General features: G+C 72.0%; 13 protein-coding genes. 6 read left to right on the top strand and 7 right to left on the bottom strand.

Features of this window, described 5'->3' with window-relative positions; translation table 11 throughout:
- Positions 1 to 151: 151 nt before the first annotated feature.
- Positions 152 to 664, bottom strand: a complete 513-nt coding sequence (locus AY578_RS11125) for a MarR family winged helix-turn-helix transcriptional regulator (protein ID WP_136239404.1) — start codon at positions 662 to 664, stop codon at positions 152 to 154.
- Between the two features lie 104 nt (positions 665 to 768).
- Here AY578_RS11125 and AY578_RS11120 point away from each other — a divergent pair, with 104 nt between their 5' ends.
- Positions 769 to 1,758: an EamA family transporter gene (locus tag AY578_RS11120; RefSeq protein WP_136239405.1), complete on the top strand. Its 990-nt coding sequence runs from the start codon at positions 769 to 771 to the stop codon at positions 1,756 to 1,758.
- Positions 1,759 to 1,809: 51 nt separating this feature from the next.
- Here AY578_RS11120 and pepN (AY578_RS11115) read toward each other — a convergent pair whose 3' ends face one another.
- Together pepN (AY578_RS11115) and AY578_RS11110 are read right to left on the bottom strand one after the other, a co-directional pair.
- Positions 1,810 to 4,386, bottom strand: a complete 2,577-nt coding sequence (pepN, locus tag AY578_RS11115; RefSeq protein WP_137210656.1) for an aminopeptidase N — start codon at positions 4,384 to 4,386, stop codon at positions 1,810 to 1,812.
- A gap of 226 nt (positions 4,387 to 4,612) precedes the next feature.
- Complete coding sequence (locus AY578_RS11110) at positions 4,613 to 5,629, bottom strand: aspartate-semialdehyde dehydrogenase (protein ID WP_028961145.1); 1,017 nt, start codon at positions 5,627 to 5,629, stop codon at positions 4,613 to 4,615.
- 333 nt (positions 5,630 to 5,962) lie between these two features.
- Between AY578_RS11110 and AY578_RS11105 the strand changes: the two genes are divergently transcribed.
- Together AY578_RS11105 and AY578_RS11100 are read left to right on the top strand one after the other, a co-directional pair.
- The gene (locus tag AY578_RS11105) at positions 5,963 to 6,496 is read left to right on the top strand and encodes an RNA polymerase sigma factor (protein ID WP_028961144.1); all 534 of its coding nucleotides are present in this window, start codon (positions 5,963 to 5,965) and stop codon (positions 6,494 to 6,496) included.
- A gap of 1 nt (position 6,497) precedes the next feature.
- Positions 6,498 to 7,301 (top strand): hypothetical protein, encoded by an 804-nt coding sequence (locus tag AY578_RS11100; RefSeq protein WP_258902315.1) that lies wholly within the window; start codon positions 6,498 to 6,500, stop codon positions 7,299 to 7,301.
- 75 nt (positions 7,302 to 7,376) lie between these two features.
- Here the strand turns inward: AY578_RS11100 and AY578_RS11095 are convergent, their stop codons facing one another.
- On the bottom strand, positions 7,377 to 10,694 hold the full coding sequence (locus tag AY578_RS11095) for a S8 family serine peptidase (protein ID WP_215048285.1): 3,318 nt from the start codon (positions 10,692 to 10,694) through the stop codon (positions 7,377 to 7,379).
- A gap of 295 nt (positions 10,695 to 10,989) precedes the next feature.
- Here AY578_RS11095 and AY578_RS11090 point away from each other — a divergent pair, with 295 nt between their 5' ends.
- Together AY578_RS11090 and AY578_RS11085 are read left to right on the top strand one after the other, a co-directional pair.
- On the top strand, positions 10,990 to 11,448 hold the full coding sequence (locus AY578_RS11090) for an NUDIX domain-containing protein (RefSeq protein WP_202415171.1): 459 nt from the start codon (positions 10,990 to 10,992) through the stop codon (positions 11,446 to 11,448).
- A gap of 122 nt (positions 11,449 to 11,570) precedes the next feature.
- A complete protein-coding gene (locus AY578_RS11085; protein ID WP_258902314.1) occupies positions 11,571 to 12,728 on the top strand; it encodes a serine hydrolase domain-containing protein in 1,158 nt (385 codons plus the stop codon).
- Positions 12,729 to 12,790: 62 nt separating this feature from the next.
- On the opposite strand, the gene AY578_RS11080 is transcribed toward AY578_RS11085, so the two are convergent.
- Together AY578_RS11080 and pepN (AY578_RS11075) are read right to left on the bottom strand one after the other, a co-directional pair.
- Complete coding sequence (locus AY578_RS11080; protein WP_019527635.1) at positions 12,791 to 13,843, bottom strand: putative endonuclease domain-containing protein; 1,053 nt, start codon at positions 13,841 to 13,843, stop codon at positions 12,791 to 12,793.
- A 246-nt stretch (positions 13,844 to 14,089) separates the two neighbouring features.
- Positions 14,090 to 16,666: an aminopeptidase N gene (pepN, locus tag AY578_RS11075; protein ID WP_161232585.1), complete on the bottom strand. Its 2,577-nt coding sequence runs from the start codon at positions 16,664 to 16,666 to the stop codon at positions 14,090 to 14,092.
- A 136-nt stretch (positions 16,667 to 16,802) separates the two neighbouring features.
- On the opposite strand from pepN (AY578_RS11075), the gene AY578_RS11070 reads away from it, so the two are divergent.
- On the top strand, positions 16,803 to 17,450 hold the full coding sequence (locus AY578_RS11070; RefSeq protein ID WP_215048287.1) for a mycothiol-dependent nitroreductase Rv2466c family protein: 648 nt from the start codon (positions 16,803 to 16,805) through the stop codon (positions 17,448 to 17,450).
- Between the two features lie 4 nt (positions 17,451 to 17,454).
- Here AY578_RS11070 and AY578_RS11065 read toward each other — a convergent pair whose 3' ends face one another.
- On the bottom strand, positions 17,455 to 17,697 hold the full coding sequence (locus tag AY578_RS11065; protein ID WP_037779491.1) for a hypothetical protein: 243 nt from the start codon (positions 17,695 to 17,697) through the stop codon (positions 17,455 to 17,457).
- Positions 17,698 to 17,905 lie beyond the last annotated feature (208 nt).

Raw genomic sequence — 17,905 nt, 5'->3', positions numbered from 1 at the left:
GCGCAGCGTCTTGCAACCCAGGTGAGCGGGGTCTGGTGCGTCCAGTTGCAAGGCGGAGGAGGGAGTCGACGCGGAGCGTCGGCGAGTGACGACAACGCCGCAGATGGGCGTGCCAGACCCCGCGTCCTCGGCGTGATCCGCCGGACAGGCCCTAGCGCTCGGTGGCGAGCAGCAGATCCCGCAACAGATCCGCGAGCTGTGCCGACCGCTTGGGCCCCAGGGCGGCCAGCGCCCGCGACTGCTCGGCGGCGCCCGCCACCACCGCCTCGTCGATCAGCCGCAGCCCCTCCTCGGTCAGCGTGACCTGGAGTCCGCGCCGGTCGTGCGGGTCGGGGGAGCGGCGCAGCAGTCCCGCGCGCTCCAGCTTGTCGAGACGGCCCGTCATCCCGCCGGTGGTGAGCATGAGCGTGGCGGAGAGCTGCCGGGGCGAGAGCGTGTACGGCTCCCCGGCGCGGCGCAGGGTGGCGAGGACGTCGAACTCGCCCCGGGAGATCCCGAACGGCGCGTACACCTGCTCGTGCCGGTCGCCCATGGCGCGCGCCAGCCGGTAGATGCGCCCGAAGACCTCCATCCCGGTGGTGTCCAGGTCGGGCCGCACCCGGGCCCACTGCTCGATGATCGCGTCGACGGGGTCCGCGTGGCGGGGCTCGGGGCGTGCACTCATAGCGGGGAGTATCCGCGCGGCAGGGGTTGCCCGCAAGAAAGTAGCTTGCACATAACTAGCTTAGGGCTAAGCTACTTGCTACTCGCTCACTGGAAGGGGCGCCCATGTCCGCGCACCGTCGCGCCGCCGTCGTCGCGCTCACCGCCCTCGCCCCCGTCTCCTGGGGCACCACCTACGTCGTCACCACCGAGCTCCTGCCGCCGGAGCGCCCCCTGTTCACGGCCCTGGTCCGCGCCCTGCCCGCGGGGCTGCTGCTCCTCGTGTTCGACCGGGTGCTGCCGCGCGGCGCCTGGTGGTGGAAGGCGGGGGTGCTGGGCGCGCTGAACATCGGCGCCTTCTTCCCCCTTCTCTTCCTCGCCGCGTACCGGCTGCCGGGCGGGCTGGCGGCGGTCGTCGGCTCGGTGGGCCCACTGCTGGTGCTGGGCCTGTCGGCGCTGCTGCTGGGGCGGCGACCCGCACTCCGGGACGTCCTCGCCGGGACCGTCGCCGCGCTCGGGGTGAGCATGGTGGTGCTGAGGGCGGCGGGGGCGCTGGACGCGCTGGGTGTGGCGGCGGCGTTCGCGTCCACGGCGTCGATGGCGGCGGGCACGGTGCTGACGCAGAAGTGGGGCCGGCCCGAGGGAGTCGGCCCGCTCGCGCTCACGGGCTGGCAACTGACCGCGGGCGGCCTGCTGATCGCCCCGCTCGCGTTTCTGGTCGAGGGCGCCCCGCCCGCCCTGGACGCCGGCGCGGCCGGCGGCTACGCGTACCTGGTCCTGGTCAACACGGCGCTCGCGTACGTCCTGTGGTTCCGCGGCATCGGCCGCCTCACCGCGACCCAGGCCACGCTCCTCGGCCCGCTGTCCCCGCTGACGGCGGCGGTACTGGGCTGGGCGCTCCTGGACGAAAGCCTGACGGCGCTCCAACTCGCGGGCATGACCCTGGCTTTCGGGGCAACGGTGGCGGGCCAACTGAGGGCACCGTCAGCTGACCCGACCCGACCCCAGCTCACACCAGACAACCTTGCCCCGGTTGCCCTCCCGGGTCAGCGGCTGCCAGCCCCACACGTCGGCACAGGCCCGCACCAGCGCCAGTCCCCGTCCGTCCGGACGTGACATGACGCGGGGGCGCCCGGCCGGAACCAGGCGCCCCTCACAACCGCGTGCCTACGCCGACGCCGCCGCGTCCGCCGCCTGCGCGCGCAGGGCGCGTTCCACGCCCGCGCGGGATTCCGAGACCAGGCGGCGCAGGGCCGCGTTGGGATTGGCCGAGGACAGCCAGGCGTCCGTCTTGTCGAGGGTCTCTCGGGAGACCTGGATGCCCGGGTAGAGGCCGACCGCGATCTGCTGGGCCATCTCGTGCGAGCGGGACGCCCACACGTCGGCCAGCACCTCGAAGTACTTGTCCGTGTACGGCGCCAGCAGCTCCCGCTGGTCGGTCTGCACGAAGCCGGCGATGACGGCCTCCTGGACCGCGTTCGGCAGCTTGTCGGACTCGACGACCGAGGCCCATGCCTCCGCCTTGGCCTCCTCGGTGGGACGGGCCGCCCGCGCGGTGGCCGCGTGTCGCTCGCCCGCCGCCGTCTTGTCCCGCTCGTACTCGGCGGCGATCTCCGCCTCGTCGAACCGGCCCACCGCCGCCAGCCGCTGCACGAACGTCCAGCGCAGCTCGGTGTCGACGGCCAGGCCCTCCACGGTCTGCGTGCCGGCGAGCAGCGCCTCCAGCAGGTCCAGCTGTTCCGGGGTGCGGGCGGTCGCCGCGAACGCGCGCGCCCACGCCAGCTGGTGGTCGCTGCCCGGCTCGGCGGACCGCAGATGGGCCAGCGTGGCGTCGGTCCAGCGGGCCAGCAGCGCCTCGCGGGCGGCCGGGTCGGCGTACAGGTCGAGGGCCAGCTTCACCTGCCGGTGCAGCGACTGCACGACACCGATGTCGGACTCCTTGCCGATGCCCGACAGCACCAGCGACAGGTAGTCCCGGGCGGGCAGTTCCCCGTCGCGGGTCATGTCCCAGGCGGACGCCCAGCACAGCGCGCGCGGCAGCGACGACTCGAAGTCGCCCAGGTGCTCGGTGACGGCGGCGAGGGACTGCTCGTCCAGGCGGACCTTGGCGTACGACAGGTCGTCGTCGTTGAGCAGGATCACCGCCGGGCGGCGCTTGCCCACGAGCTGCGGCACGGCGGTCAGCTCGCCGTCGACGTCCAGCTCGACCCTGTCCCCGCGGACCAACTTGCCGGTCGCCTCGTCCAGGTCGTACAGGCCGATCGCGATGCGGTGCGGGCGCAGCGTCGGCTCGCCCTTCGCGCCGGCGGGGAGCGCCGGGGCCTCCTGGCGGACGGCGAAGGAGGTGATGACGCCGGCGTCGTCCGTCTCGATCTCGGGACGCAGGACGTTGATGCCGGCCGTCTCCAGCCACTTCTTCGACCAGGTCTTGAGGTCGCGCCCTGAGGTCTCCTCCAGGGCGCCCAGCAGGTCGGACAGGCGCGTGTTGCCGTACGCGTGACGCTTGAAGTACGCCTGCACGCCCCGGAAGAACTCGTCCTCACCCACGTAGGCGACGAGCTGCTTCAGCACGGAGGCGCCCTTGGCGTACGTGATGCCGTCGAAGTTGACGAGCACGTCGTCCAGGTCGCGGATGTCCGCCATGATCGGGTGCGTGGACGGCAGCTGGTCCTGGCGGTAGGCCCAGGTCTTCATCTGGTTCGCGAACGTCGTCCACGAGTGCGGCCACTTGGAGCCGGGCGCGTCGGCCTGGCAGGCGGCCTCCGCGAAGGTGGCGAACGACTCGTTCAGCCACAGGTCGTTCCACCACTCCATGGTGACCAGGTCGCCGAACCACATGTGCGCCAGCTCGTGCAGGATCGTGGCCGCGCGCACCTCGTACGCCGCGTCCGTCACCTTCGAACGGAACACGTACTGGTCGCGGATGGTGACCGCGCCCGCGTTCTCCATGGCGCCCGCGTTGAACTCGGGCACGAACAGCTGGTCGTACTTCTCGAACGGGTAGGCGTAGTCGAACTTCTCCTGGAACCAGTCGAAGCCCTGCCGGGTCACGTCGAAGATGGCGTCCGCGTCGAGGTACTCGGCGAGCGAGGGCCGGCAGTAGATGCCGAGCGGCACCGAGCGGCCGTCCTTCTCGTACACGCTGTGCACCGAGTGGTACGGGCCCGCGATCAGCGCCGTGACGTACGTCGACAGGCGCGGGGTGGGCGCGAACTCCCACACGTTGTCCTTCGGCTCCGGCGTGGGGGAGTTGGAGATGACCGTCCAGCCCTCCGGCGCCTTCACCGTGAACTGGAACGTCGCCTTGAGGTCCGGCTGCTCGAAGCTCGCGAACACCCGGCGGGCGTCCGGCACCTCGAACTGCGTGTACAGGTACGCCTGGTCGTCCACCGGGTCGACGAAGCGGTGCAGGCCCTCACCCGTGTTGGTGTACGCGCAGTCGGCGCTCACCCGCAGCACGTTGCGGCCCTTCAGCAGGCCGGGCAGGGCGATGCGCGAGTCGGCGAAGACCTCGGCGGGGTCCAGCGCGTCACCGTTCAGGGTGACCTCGTGGACGGCCGGGGCCACCAGGTCGATGAAGGACTCCGCGCCGTCCTCGGCGACGTCGAAGCGCACCGTGGTCACGGAACGGTAGGTGCCCCCCTCCTGCGCGCCGGAGAGATCGAGCTCGATCTCGTACGAGTCAACGGTCAGCAGCTTCGCCCGCTGCTGCGCCTCTTCGCGAGTCAGGTTTGTGCCAGGCACGCGGTCATCTCCTCGATATGTGTGGGTTGCGCCATCCTTCCACGCGAGATCGCCCTCACGCGATGACGAAACCGCAGGCATGGGGATACCCCTGTGTCGAAAGGGGGACGCGTCGCCTCTACGAGGTCCGGCGGGGCTGACCGCCCCCCCGCCACCCACGCGGCGGAACGGGAAGAGGCGGGCGCCCCCTCGGGGACGCCCGCCTCTCCTCCGTACCGGTGTGCCGTCAGGCGCTCAGTTCCTGCGCCACCAGCTCCGCGATCTGCACCGCGTTCAGGGCCGCGCCCTTGCGGAGGTTGTCGTTGGAGACGAACAGCGCCAGGCCGTTCTCCACCGTCTCGTCGCTCCGGATGCGGCCGACGTACGACGGGTCCTGGCCGGCGGCCTGCAGCGGGGTCGGGATGTCCGTGAGGACCACGCCGGGCGCCTCGGCCAGCAGCTCGGTCGCGCGCTCCGGGCTGATCGGGCGGGCGAACCGGGCGTTGATCTGCAGCGAGTGGCCGGAGAAGACCGGGACGCGCACACAGGTGCCCGAGACCTTCAGCTCAGGGATGTCCAGGATCTTGCGCGACTCGTTGCGCAGCTTCTGCTCCTCGTCGGTCTCGTTCAGACCGTCGTCGACGAGGTTGCCCGCGAAGGGCAGCACGTTGAAGGCGATGGGGCGCTTGTAGACGCCGGGCTCGGGGAAGTCGACCGCCGCGCCGTCGTGCGTCAGCTTGTCGGCCTCGTCGACGACCTTCTGCGTCTGACCGTGCAGCTCCGCCACGCCCGCGAGACCGGAACCGGACACCGCCTGGTACGTGGCGACGACCAGCGCCTCCAGGCCCGCCTCGGCGTGCAGCGGACGCAGTACCGGCATCGCGGCCATGGTCGTGCAGTTCGGGTTGGCGATGATGCCCTTGGGACGGTTCGCGATCGCGTGCGGGTTTACCTCGGAGACGACGAGGGGGACCTCGGGGTCCTTGCGCCAGGCGGACGAGTTGTCGATCACCACGGCGCCCTGCGAGGCGACCTTCTCGGCCAGCGCCTTGGAGGTCGCGCCGCCCGCGGAGAACAGCACGATGTCCAGGCCGCTGTAGTCGGCGGTGGAGGCGTCCTCGACCGTCACGCCGTCCAGCTCCGTGCCCGCGCTGCGGGCCGAGGCGAACAGGCGCAGCTCCGTGACCGGGAAGTTCCGCTCCGTGAGGATCCTGCGCATGACCGTGCCCACCTGACCGGTGGCTCCGACGATTCCGACCCTCACGGCGACTCCCTACTGCGTCTCTCGCGTACCTGATGTGCCTGGACGGGGCGCTTCCATCATGCGGCCGACCACGCCCCGGCTGTCCAATTCTTTGCCACGACTGCCCGCACAGTGGGACGAACCGGAGCCGGGCGCCGGTTGCGGACCTTCGGCGTCAACCCCTCTGAGCTGCAGAAATTCCCTGCGCGGGGGCCGTCGGCCGCAAGGACCCCTGCCCAGGCCCACCCCGTCCACACGAAGGTGTGACGTACGCCGCAGCGGGCCCCGCGGATCCGTCCGAACGTTCCGGGCGCCCGTCGCGTCGTAGAGGAAACAGCGTGAGGGGGGTGAGCGGTGCTGCGCGGAAGAACCCGGCGCGGCCGTGGGCCGTACGTCGCCGACGACGATCCGCTGGACGCGGCGCAGGAGCGCCGGGTGCGGGCGGTGCTCGCACTCGGGGGAGTGCCGCAGGCGGACCTGCCGGACGGGGTGCAGCAGGTCCGCTTGCGGCTGCTGGAGCGTGCCGCGAGCGGCAGGGAGGCGCCCCGGGACGTCTCGGCGTGGGCGGCGGTCGTGGCCTCCAACCTCGCCATGGACTGGCACCGGGCCAAGCGGCGGCAGGAACGGCTGGGGGAGCGGCTGGCCGCGCTGCGGCCGTCCCAGGCGCCGTCCGGCGAGGAGACCAGCGTGCTGTCGCTGGCCGTCGCACGCGGCCTGGACGCGCTGCCCGACGCGCAGCGCCAGGTCGTCGTGCTGCGTTTCTACGCCGACCTGCCGGTGCGCTCCATAGCCGAACAGCTCGGCGTCCCGGAGGGCACGGTCAAGAGCAGGCTGCACACGGCGGTACGGGCCCTGCGCGCCCGCCTGCACGAGGACGAGGTGGTGTGACGTGACCGCCCACGACAAGGACCCGTTCCGGAAGGACACCGGGCATGAGGGCCACGGGCACGACGCGCTCGCCGCGGCCCTGTTCGACGAGGCGCCGCCCGAGGGGGAGGACGCCGGGTTCCTCGCGGCGCGGGACGCCGCGCTCGCCGACCTCGCGCTGCTCCAGGAGCAGTTGACGCTGATCGGGGACACCCTGGCGGGGCGAGAAGAGGGCGCTCCGGCCGGGGAGCGGCCGGCCGAGGACACCGGGGCGGCCGGGCCGCGCCCCGCACGGACCGCGCCCGCCACGCCGCTCCGGCGACGGCCCCGGTACCGGCCGCTGAGGCTGGCGTTCGGCGGGCTCGCCGCCGCTGCCGCCGCGTCCCTCGTCCTCGGTCTGAGCTGGCTCGTGTCGCAGAACGGCGTGACGGCCGACTCGGCGGACCGGGGCGTCGCCTCGGACGCCAAGGAGGCCCCGGGCGCCAAGGAGGACGCGGGCGCCCACGCCTTCGGCAGCCCCGACTACCTGGCGTGCGCGCGTCTGGTCGCCGAGGGGGTGGTGACGGCGGTGCAGGTGGTGCCGGAGACCGACGGCACGTACCGGGTCACGGTGCGGCCGACCCGGTACTTCAAGGGCGGCGGCCCGGTGACGTTCCTCCGGGACGCCGGTGACTCCCCGCTGCGGCCGGGCGACCTCGTGCTGGTCGGCATGACCGACGAGGGCCCGTACCCGGACACGGTGGTGGCCGGTGCGGAGCCGGTCGCCCGCCAGAGGGCCGGGCTCACCGTCGCCGTGGCGGAGTCGCGGGGCATGACCTGCGAATAGCACCGGTCCAGGCACGGCGAGGGGCGGGCGCCCGTACGGACGCCCGCCCCTCTTCTGCCCTGTGTGAACCGTCGGCTACGGGACGACCTTCTCGATCGCCACGTTGCCGATGCCCGCGACCGTGCCGCGCGCGTTCACCAGCTGCACACGGCCGAAGAACGCGCGTCCCTCGGGAGCCGCGGCGGCGACGGTGACGGTGCCGGAGACGCCGGCCTTGGCGCCCGTGCCCAGCTTCACCGGCGCGGACTCGTCGACGGTGACGGTGCCGAGCGTGGCGGAGAAGAACACGTCCAGGTAGTCGTACTCCGTGGTGCCGGCCGGGACCGAGTAGCCGTCCACCTCGATGGTGTACGTGCCGGCCTTCGGGGAGGCGATGGACACGGACTCCTCCGAGTCGCCGTCCGCGGACTGGGCGACCCGCGCGCCGGACGCGTCGTACACGGACAGGTCCAGGTCGGCGGCGGTGTCGGAGACGTTGCCGATCGCCACGTCAAGCGACGCGGCGCCCTCGGGCACCTCGACGGTGGTGGTGTGGACGTCACCCGTGCTGATGGACGGGCGGGCCGTCTTCGACGAGCCGAGCGGACCGCCGACCAGCTTGCCGTCGATCGCGGCGGCCTCGTTGGTCACCGTCCAGTCGACGGTGGCCGGGGTGCCGACCTTCGCCTCGGGCACCGTGACGGTCTCCGGGTCGAAGGCCGCGCCGAGCACGGCGACGTCGAGCTTGTACGGGTTGTCGAGCAGCGGCGAGGTGCGGCGCGCCTCGACCTCGATCTCCCACACGCCCGGCTGCGGGGCCGCGTACGACCGCACGTCGGGGCGGCAGGTGTTCGCCGGGTTGCTGTAGTTCGGGTAGCAGTTGACGGTCGACGTCGGGTCGGCCGGCACACCGTACGGGTGGATGGAGATGAACCGGGTCTGGCTCCCCGTCTTCAGCCCGCTCATCGCGACCTCCAGCGTCTTCGCGCCCTCGGGCACGGTGACGAAGTAGGAGGTGGTGCTGTTGCGCTGGGCGGTGCCCTTCACCGAGTAGGTGTACTTCAGCGGGGTGGAGACCACCACGGTGGTGAGGATCTGCCGGTCCACGCCCTCGGTGCGCGGGTCGTCGACCTCGAGGATCGCGCTCTTGACGCCGGCCGTACGGGACTGGGCCTGGACCTTGACGGTCACCGGCTTGTCCAGCGGCAGCGAGACCTTGTCGCCGCCGACGACGCGGAAGGTGCCGTCCGCGTTGTTCGCCAGGTTCAGCTTGTGGCTCACGGCGCGGTCCGGGCCGGACGTACGGGTGATGGTGATGTCGTACGTCTTCTTCTGGCCGGCCTTCAGGCCGCCCTCACGGTCGTACAGACCCGTGCCGAAGCCGGGGGTCTTCAGGAACTGGTCGATCGCGGTGTCGACCGGCGCCTTCACCGTGTACTCGTGCGCGGTGGCGCCCTTGCGGATCGCCTTCCAGGCGTCCACGACGTCGATCAGGCCCGCGCCCTCCTCGTAGGCCTGCACACCCTTGATGTGCTTGGCGGTGGAGGTGAGGGCGGTGCGCAGCGTCGCCGGGGTGAGCTCGACGTGCTTCTGCTTCGCGGCGGACAGCAGCAGCGCGGAGGCGCCGGCGGCCTGCGGGGACGCCATCGAGGTGCCCTGCAGCATGCCGTAGCCGGCCGGCAGGGAGTAGCCCGCCTCGGCGACCGGGGCGCCCGGCAGCCAGGTCTGGATGGTGTTGATCGCCGCACCGGGCGCGGTCAGGGTCGGCGTGAAGCCGCCGTCCTCACGCGGGCCGCGCGAGGAGAACGGCATCATCGCGTACTTGGTCTTCACCTCGGAGCCGTAGTTGGCGGCCCACGTCTCCTTGGAGACGGACGCGCCGACCGAGATGACCTTGTCGGCCAGGGCGGGGTCGCCGATGGTGTTGACGCCGGGGCCGGAGTTGCCCGCGGAGATCACCAGCTGGACGCCGTAGGTGTCGATCAGCCGGTTGTAGAGCTCGGCGCGGGCGTTGTTGCCGTCGTTCAGCGCCGGCAGACCGCCGATGGACATGTTGACGATGTCGACGCCGCGCTTGGTGACGAGGTCGATCATGCCCTCGGTCAGGGCGACGCTGGTGCAGCCGCCGGACCAGGTGCAGGCGCGGGAGGAGACCAGCTTGGCGCCGGGCGCGGCGCCGTTCATCGCGCCGCCGAACAGGCCGTTGGCGGCGGTGATGCCGGCGACGTGCGTGCCGTGCTCGGACTCGATGACGCCGATGTTGACGAAGTCGGCCTTCTTGCCGATCCAGTCGCCGCCGTAGGGGTCCATCGGGACGTCCTTGCGGATCTCCACGACGAACGGCTGGCGCTCGGCGACGTCGGTCTTCGGGTCGTCGGTGCCGAACCACCCGATCTGGAAGCCGTCCTTGTAGGGCTTCATCGGGGTGTCGTCCGAGAAGTCCTGGTTGTTGTTCAGGTCGACGCGGACCGTGCCGGCGGCCGGGTCGTAGAGCACGCCCCAGACGTCGGTGGTGTCGCCGTCACGGTTGGCGTCACCGGCCGCGTCGCCGCCCGCGGTGTACGACTCGCGGAAGAGGCTGACCTGGTAGGAGCCCTGCGGGGCCTTCCAGGTGGCGCCGCCGTAGGTGAACGTCGGGCCGGAGACCGCGTTGACCATGGGGCGCCAGGTCTGGTCGCCGTCCACGATCGGGTCGGTCGCCGTGACCCAGTCGACGATCTTGCGCTCGCCGGTGGTGGTCTTCTGCAGCGCGGGGTGGCTGAGGTCGACACCGGAGTCGAGGATGCCGATGGTGACGCCGCGGCCGTCCGCCTTGGGGTTCTGCTTCACGAAGTCCACGGCGCCCGTCTCGAAGGACGGGTTGTACGGGTTCTTCGCGGGCGTCTTCCTGCCGGGCGCGGGGTACGTCTTGGCGGTCGCGCCCTTGCCCTTGGCGGCCTTCGTGGTGTCGGCGGCCGGGGTCGGGTCGTCGAGCAGGATCTCCTCGCGCAGGTCGACGCCGTGCACGGAGGAGAGCTTGGTGGCGGCGGCGATGGCCGCGTCCGCCTTGCCGGTGGGGACGGTGGCGCGGACGTAGCCGAGCTCGTCGTCCGAGCGGCCGACCGAGGCGCCCTTGAGGGACTCGATCTCCTCGGTGACCTGGGCGGTCTTCCCGGGGGCCGTCGCGATCATCATCGTGACGTTCTTGGCGCCTTCGGCCTTGGCCTCGGCGAGCAGTTCCGCGTCGTGCGAGCCGAGCTTGTCGTGGGCGGACTTGACGTCCGCGTCGGCCGGGGCGGCCGCCGGGTTGTCGGCGGCGAGCGCCATCGGGACCGGCCCGGCCGCGGAGAGCGCGGCGACGAGACCGGCGGCGACGGCTATGCGGGCCGCGCGTCTGGTGCCCGATATGGGGGCGCGCTGCGGGGAGTTGGTCATCGGCATCCCTTGCAAGGAGCGAACGATCGGGAGCGGCCAGGGGTGATCGGTCCTGGTCGCGGGGGTCCGGAAATGCACTACCGGACGATCGATGAGCTTTGCGTAAAGGGCCGATGTTTGGCGAGGGTTGGCCGGAAGGCCGGGAGAGGTGTGGGGAAAACCCCAGGTGCCCGTATGGGGAGATCACGCCTGAAGCGGGCAAGTCCGTCATGGTCGTGCAGGGTGGGTGTCCACAGTGCGGACCCGTCCGGACGTCCCCCTGCGCACTCCCGGCGTTCCGGGTTACCGTCCCGCGATGCGACGGACGTTGAGGGTGGCGGCCTACGCCGTGGTGGTGCGCGACGGACAGCTCCTGCTCGCCCGGTCCCGGGACGACGACGGGAACCCCGAGTGGGTGCTGCCGGGCGGCGGCATGGAACACGGCGAGGACCCCTGTGACACCGTGCGGCGCGAACTGGAGGAGGAGACCGGCTACCTCGTCGAGGTCACCGGCTTCCTCGGGATCGACTCCGGCCGCCGCACCCTGCCGCGCCGCTTCCGCCGCCCCGTCGACCACCACGGACTGCGGCTGGTCTACGAGGCCCGGATCGCCGGCGGGGAACTGCGCGACGAGGTGGACGGCTCCACCGAACTCGCCGCCTGGCAGCCCCTCGACGCCGTCCCCGGCCTGCCCCGCGTCGGCCTGATCGACACCGCCCTGCGGCTGTGGCGCGAACGGCCTCCGGGGGGACATCTGGAGGCCGGCAGGGGATGACATACGCCCGCCCGCGCGGAACGGCCGAAACACGGTCAACCACCACGAGCCATGGCAACCCCGCCACCCCCCGGCGCGGTCCCTCCCCGCGACCACGCACGACGGACAGGGGAGGCACGAGCATGCGCGAGCGGATGCGGACGACGGCGGTGGCAGCGGTGGCGGTGGCCCTCTCGACGGCCCTGGCGGCCCCCGCGGTCGCGGCGGGACCCGGCGGAGGCCGCACGGGGGACACCGACGGCCACCGGGCCACCGCCCGGGCCGTCAAGGCCGCGGTCGAGGGCGGGGTGCCCGGGGTGACGCTGCGGGCGGAGGACCGGCGCGGCGTGTGGACGACCACCGCCGGGGTGGGGAACCTGCGCACGGAGCGTCCGCGCTCCCCGCACGACCGCTACCGGGTCGGCAGCATCACCAAGACCTTCGTGGCGACGGTGCTGCTCCAGCTGGAGGCCGAGGGCAGGCTGTCGCTCGACGACACCGTGGACTCCTGGCTGCCCGGCCTGGTCACGGGCAACGGCCACGACGGCACCCGGATCACCCTGCGCCAGCTGCTCAACCACACCAGCGGAATCTTCAACTACACGGCCGACGAGGACTTCGGCCGCACCTACTTCCTCAAGGACGGCTTCCTCCAGCACCGTTACGACACCCTCGGTCCCGAGGAACTCGTGGGCGTCGCGATGTCCCACAAGCCGGACTTCGCGCCCGGCGCCGGATGGAACTACTCCAACACCAACTACGTGCTGGCCGGCATGGTGATCGAGAAGGCCACCGGCCGTCCCTACGGCGAGGAGATCCGCCGCCGCGTCATCACGCCGCTGCACCTCACCGGCACCTCGGTCCCCGGCACCCGCACCGGCGTACCCGGACCCAGCAGCCGCGCCTACGGCAAGCTCACCGAGGACGGCAGCGGTCCCGTCCACGACGTCACCCGGCTCAACCCGTCCATGGCCTCGTCGGCCGGCGAGATGATCTCGGACTCCCAGGACCTCAACCGCTTCTACCGCGCCCTGCTCACCGGCCGGCTGCTGCCGAGGAAGCAGCTGGAGAAGATGACCGACACGGTGGCCGTGGACGACAGGAACGGCTACGGACTGGGCCTGATGAGCACCGAGCTGAGCTGCGGGGTGACCGTCTGGGGCCACGGCGGCGGCATCCACGGCTCCACCTCCGACGCCGTCACCACCCGCGACGGGCGCCACTTGGTGGCGTTCAACTTCAACGGCGACTGGACCGGGGACCCCGGGGCGGTGATCGAGGCGGAGTACTGCGGCGACTGACGACAACGCCGCAGATGGGCGTGCCAGACCCCGCGTCCTCGGCGTGATCCGCCGGACAGACCCTAGCGGGGCAGCACGACGACGTACGCCGCCGGGTCGCGGTCCGCCGACGCCATCAGCGCCGTGCGGACCACCGCCGCCTGCTGCTCCGCCGCGTCCCGCAGCTTGCGCGGGGTGATGTGCACGACCGTGATGCCGAGGCGCTCCAGGTGCTCGCGCTTGCGGGCGTGCTCCTCCCACTCGGCGTCGTCCTCGGGCCGCGCGCCCGGCCGGGGCGCGCGGGTGTCCAGCTCCACGGCCACCGCCTGGTCGGGCCAGTACGCGTCCAGGCCGCCCAGGTGCGGGCCGCCGGGCAGCCGCAGGTCCACGTTCCAGCACGGGTCCGGCAGACCGTACTCGCGGACCATCCGGTACAGCCGCGACTCCGCGAGCGCCCGCCCCTCGGCCAGCAGCGAGTCCACCGCGTCCACCACGTGCGGGCGGTTCAGCAGCTTCGCCGCCGTCAGCTCCCGTACGACGGCCGCCGGTTCGCAGTGGCCGCCGCGCACCGCCTCCGTCAGCAGCCGGCGCACCACGACCGCGTCCTTGAGGCCCGCCACCGCGTCCGCCAGCGCGCGCGGCACCGGGGCCACCGGCAGGCCCGTCACCTGCTCCGGGACCGGCAGCGCGGCGGCCCGCACGATCCGGGCGCAGCCCGTGGACCGCAGCCGGCGCAGACGCGGCACCAGCACGTCGAACGTCTCCTGGTTCGGCAGCGGGGGAGCGGACGTGAAGCCGTGCAGGGTCAGCGCGGCCAGACCGGTGATCATCGCCTCGCCGTAGGGGGAGGCGGGCGGCTCGTCCCGGCCCGGCTGCACGGGCACGCTCACGGTCCGCTCCCGGGCCGCGTACAGCAGCACCGCGTGCAGCCGCTCCTCGCTGGTCGGCGGTCCCGGGTGCAGCAGGACGACACCGGGCAGCAGTTGCTGCCAGGGCCCGCCGGGACGGCACTGTTCCCCGGCCTCCGCGGCGGAGACGCCGTGCGCCCGCAGTTGCGTGTGGGTCAGCACACGGCGTCCGGTGCCGGTGGCGAGGTGGTGCAGGGGGCGCGGGGAGAGGTGGGTGTTCTGGTTCATGACCGGCAATTTCCCGCCTCCGGCCGCCTTCCGAACCCCTGTTACAGGCCCGTCGCCGAACCCGGACAACCCCGCACTAAAGGACACGTGTTCGGATGCCGAAAGCCGCTGGTCCGTTCGGGTGAGGGGGCGGGTTACGGGGGCGAATGCCCGCGTTCGGTAACGGTGGTTGCGCGGAGGGGCTGACATGTCAGCCCCTCCGGCGTTCGAGGAACGGGGTCAGGGGCGGCGCCCCGGGACGGGAGGTCAGCCCGCCGCGGCGTCACACTCCTGGCCCCGCAGGGCACGGGCCAAGTCGTCCCGCGCCTCGAGGACGAGACGCCGCAGCGCAGGCGCCGCGTCCTCGTGGGAGGCGAGCCACGCGTCCGTCGCGTCCAGCGTCTCCCGCGAGTCCTCGTAGGACGGGAACAACCCCCGCACCACGTCCATCGCGATCTGGATCGACCGCTCCGTCCACACCCGCTCGATCACCGCGAAGTACTTCTCCGCGTACGGCGCGAGCAACTCCCGCTGGGACGGCTGGACGAAGCCCGCGATCGTCGCCTCCACCAGCGCGTTGGACAGCGCGTCCGACTCCACGACCTGCGCCCAGCACTGCGCCTTGACCGCCTCCGACGGGCGGGCCGCCAGACAGCGGACGTGGTGACGGCGGCCGGAGGCGGTGTCGTCCCGCGCCAGCTCCTCGTCCAGCCGCTTCTCGTCGGCCAGACCGTGCGCGGCCAGCGGCTCCAGGAACGCCCAGCGCAGCTCCTGGTCCACCTCGAGACCCGGCAGGGTCACCGTGCCGTCCAGCAGCGAGCCCAGCAGCTCGAAGTCGGCGTCGGTGCACGCCACGCGGGCGAAGAACCGCGCCCACGCCAGCTGCTGCTCGCTGCCCTCGCCGGCCGCCCGGAGCTGCTCCGCCGCGCCCTCGGCGAGCCGCCGTCCGGCCTCCTCGCGCCGCTCGGGCGCGGTGTAGTGCACGGCCGCCGACTCCGCCCAGGCGTGCAGCATCTGCAGCACGCCGATGTCGGTCTCCCGGCCCGCGAACCGCAGTACCAGGGCGATGAAGTCCCGGGCCGGCAGCAGCGCGTCGCGCGTCATGTTCCACAGGGCGGACCAGCACAGCGCGCGGGCCAGCGGGTCGGTGAGGTCGCCGAGGGCCTCACGGAGCGTGGCGAGCGAGGTGTCGTCGAAGCGCGTCTTGCAGTACGTCAGGTCGTCGTCGTTGACCAGCACCAGCTCCGGCGCCTGCGCGCCCGCCAGCTCCGCCACGACCGTGCGCGGCCCCTCGACGTCCGTCCCGGCCTGCGCGTACCGCTCGAGGCTGCCCTCGCCGGTGCGTCGGTACAGGCCCACCGCGACCCGGTGCGGGCGCAGTTGAGGGTGTGACTCGGCGGCTTCCTGCACCACGGCCAGCTCGTCCACCGTGCCGTCAGCGCGCAGCAGCACCTGCGGGGTGAGGGAGTTGACCCCGGCCGTCTCCAGCCACGCCCGGGACCAGGTGGCCATGTCCCGCCCGCTGGTCTCCTCCAGCACCGACAGCAGGTCGCCGAGGCGGGTGTTGCCGTAGGCGTGCCGCTTGAAGTAGCGGCGGGCGCCCTCCAGGAACGCGTCCTGGCCGACGTATGCCACCAGCTGCTTGAGCACGGAGGCGCCCTTGGCGTAGGTGATGCCGTCGAAGTTGAGCTTGGCGTCCTGCAGGTCGCGGATGTCGGCGGTGATGGGGTGCGTGGAGGGCAGCTGGTCCGCGCGGTACGCCCACGCCTTGCGGCGGTTGGCGAAGGTGATCCAGCCGTCGGTGAAGCGGGTCGCGCCGACCAGGGAGAACGCGCCCATGAAGTCGGCGAAGGACTCCTTCAGCCACAGGTCGTCCCACCACTCCATGGTGACCAGGTCGCCGAACCACATGTGGGCCATCTCGTGCAGGATCACGTTGGCCCGGCCCTCGTACGAGGCCCGCGTCACCTTGCCGCGGAAGATGAACTCCTCGCGGAAGGTCACCATCCCCGGGTTCTCCATCGCGCCGAGGTTGTACTCGGGCACGAACGCCTGGTCGTACTTCCCGAACGGGTACGGGTAGTCGAAGTGGTCGTGGAAGAAGTCCAGGCCCTGCTTGGTGACCAGGAAGACGTCGTCGGCGTCGAAGTGCGGCGCGAGACCCTTGCGGCACATCGCGCCCAGCGGGATCTCCAGCCGGGTGCCGTCCTCGAAGACCCGCTCGTAGCGGTCGGTCACGTAGTGGTACGGGCCCGCGACCACGCAGGTGATGTACGTCGAGATCGGCTTGGTCTCCGCGAACCGCCAGACGCCGTCGGTCAGTTCGCCCGCGCCGTTGCTCCACACCGTCCAGCCCTCGGGCGCCCGCACCTCGAAGCGGTACGGGGCCTTGAGGTCGGGCTGCTCGAAGTTGGCGAAGACCCGCCGGGCGTCGGCCGGCTCGTACTGGGTGTACAGGTACACCTCGCCGTCCTCGGGGTCGACGAAGCGGTGCATGCCCTCGCCGGTGCGGGAGTAGGCGCACTGCGCGTCCACGACGAGCTCGTTCTCGGCGGCCAGGTCCTCCAGGAGGATGCGGCTGCCGTCGAAGACCTGGCCCGGGTCGAGGTCCCGGCCGTTCAGGGACACCGCAGTCACGCTCGGCGCGATCAGGTCGGCGAAGCTGCTCGCCCCCGGCTCGGCGCAGCGGAACCGCACGGTGGTGACCGAACGGAAGGTGCGCGGTCCTTCGCCCTCGGGCCCGCCCACGGCGGACCGCAGGTCCAGGGACACCTCGTACCCGTCGACGGACAGCAGCGCTGCCCGCTCCCGGGCCTCGTCACGGGTCAGGTTCTCACCGGGCACGGGCGGACTCCTCAGCGTCGTCGACAGGGATGGACAGCACCGATCCTGCCATGCGCCCCTGACGCGGGTCAGCCGGGAATGGCCGGGGCGGGCCACGGCGTTGACGCGAGGGAACACTGCCTTCACGAGGAGCGACATGTCGGACAAGTCTCCCGCCACGCCCGTCGACTTCTGGTTCGACCCGCTGTGCCCCTGGGCCTGGATGACCTCCCGGTGGGTGCTGGAGGTGCAGAAGCAGCGGAACCTGGACGTGCGCTGGCACCTGATGAGTCTCGCCGTCCTCAACGAGGACAAGCTGGACGAGCTGCCCGCCGAGTACCGCGAGATGCTCGAGGTGAAGGCGTGGGGCCCGGTCCGCGTGGTCATCGCCGCGCAGGAGGAGCACGGGCCGCAGGTGCTCGGCGACCTCTACACCGCGCTCGGCACCCGCATCCACAACAAGGGCGAAGGCCCGGGCAAGGAGACGGTCGCGGCGGCGCTGAAGGACGTCGGCCTGCCCGACTCCCTCATGGAGCACTGGGACTCCACCCCGTACGAGCCGCAGCTGCGCGCCTCCCACAAGGAGGGCATCGACAAGGTCGGCCAGGAGGTCGGCACCCCGGTGATCGCGGTCCCCGGCCCCGACGGCGAGGAGATCGCCTTCTTCGGCCCGGTCGTCACCCCCGCCCCGCAGGGCGAGGAGGCCGTCCGCCTCTGGGACGGCACCCTCGCGGTCGCCTCGGTCCCCGGCTTCTACGAGATCAAGCGCACGCGCACGAAGGGGCCGGACTTCAGCAATCTGTGACGGATCAGTCCAGCACGGGAGCCTTGATCGGCTCGGCGAACGGCTTCTTGTTGAATCCCGTGCGCAGGTTGCGGCACTGCTTCCCGGTGTCGGGGTCCAGGACGTTCACGCAGAGCCAGAACTCGCCGACCCCGTTGCGGCCGAGCCGCTTCTTGAGCCAGTCCTCCTCCTTCCTGGTCAGCTGGCGGTGCTGCTGGTCGCTGCCGCAGGTCCAGCAGTAGTCGTTCATCGTCCGCTGTGTCGCCATTGCGCAACGATGACCCGGAATGCCGCATACCGGAAGCCCCCGCGAGCCTGAGCCTCGCGGGGGCTTCTCTGTTTCCGCCTGCCGGGTGAACGCTGAGAAGACGATCCCGGGTCGGACTCTTGTTGCAAGAGACTTGCAACAACACGCTAGCAACAGAAAGGGCTGTCCGGTGAGCCCTGCACACGCGAGGGCCCCCGCGTGTCCTCGC

Source organism: Streptomyces thermocarboxydus (genome assembly GCF_024760485.1).
GTDB classification, from domain to species: Bacteria; Actinomycetota; Actinomycetes; order Streptomycetales; family Streptomycetaceae; genus Streptomyces; species Streptomyces cellulosae.
This window is presented reverse-complemented; position numbering and strand designations above follow the sequence as displayed.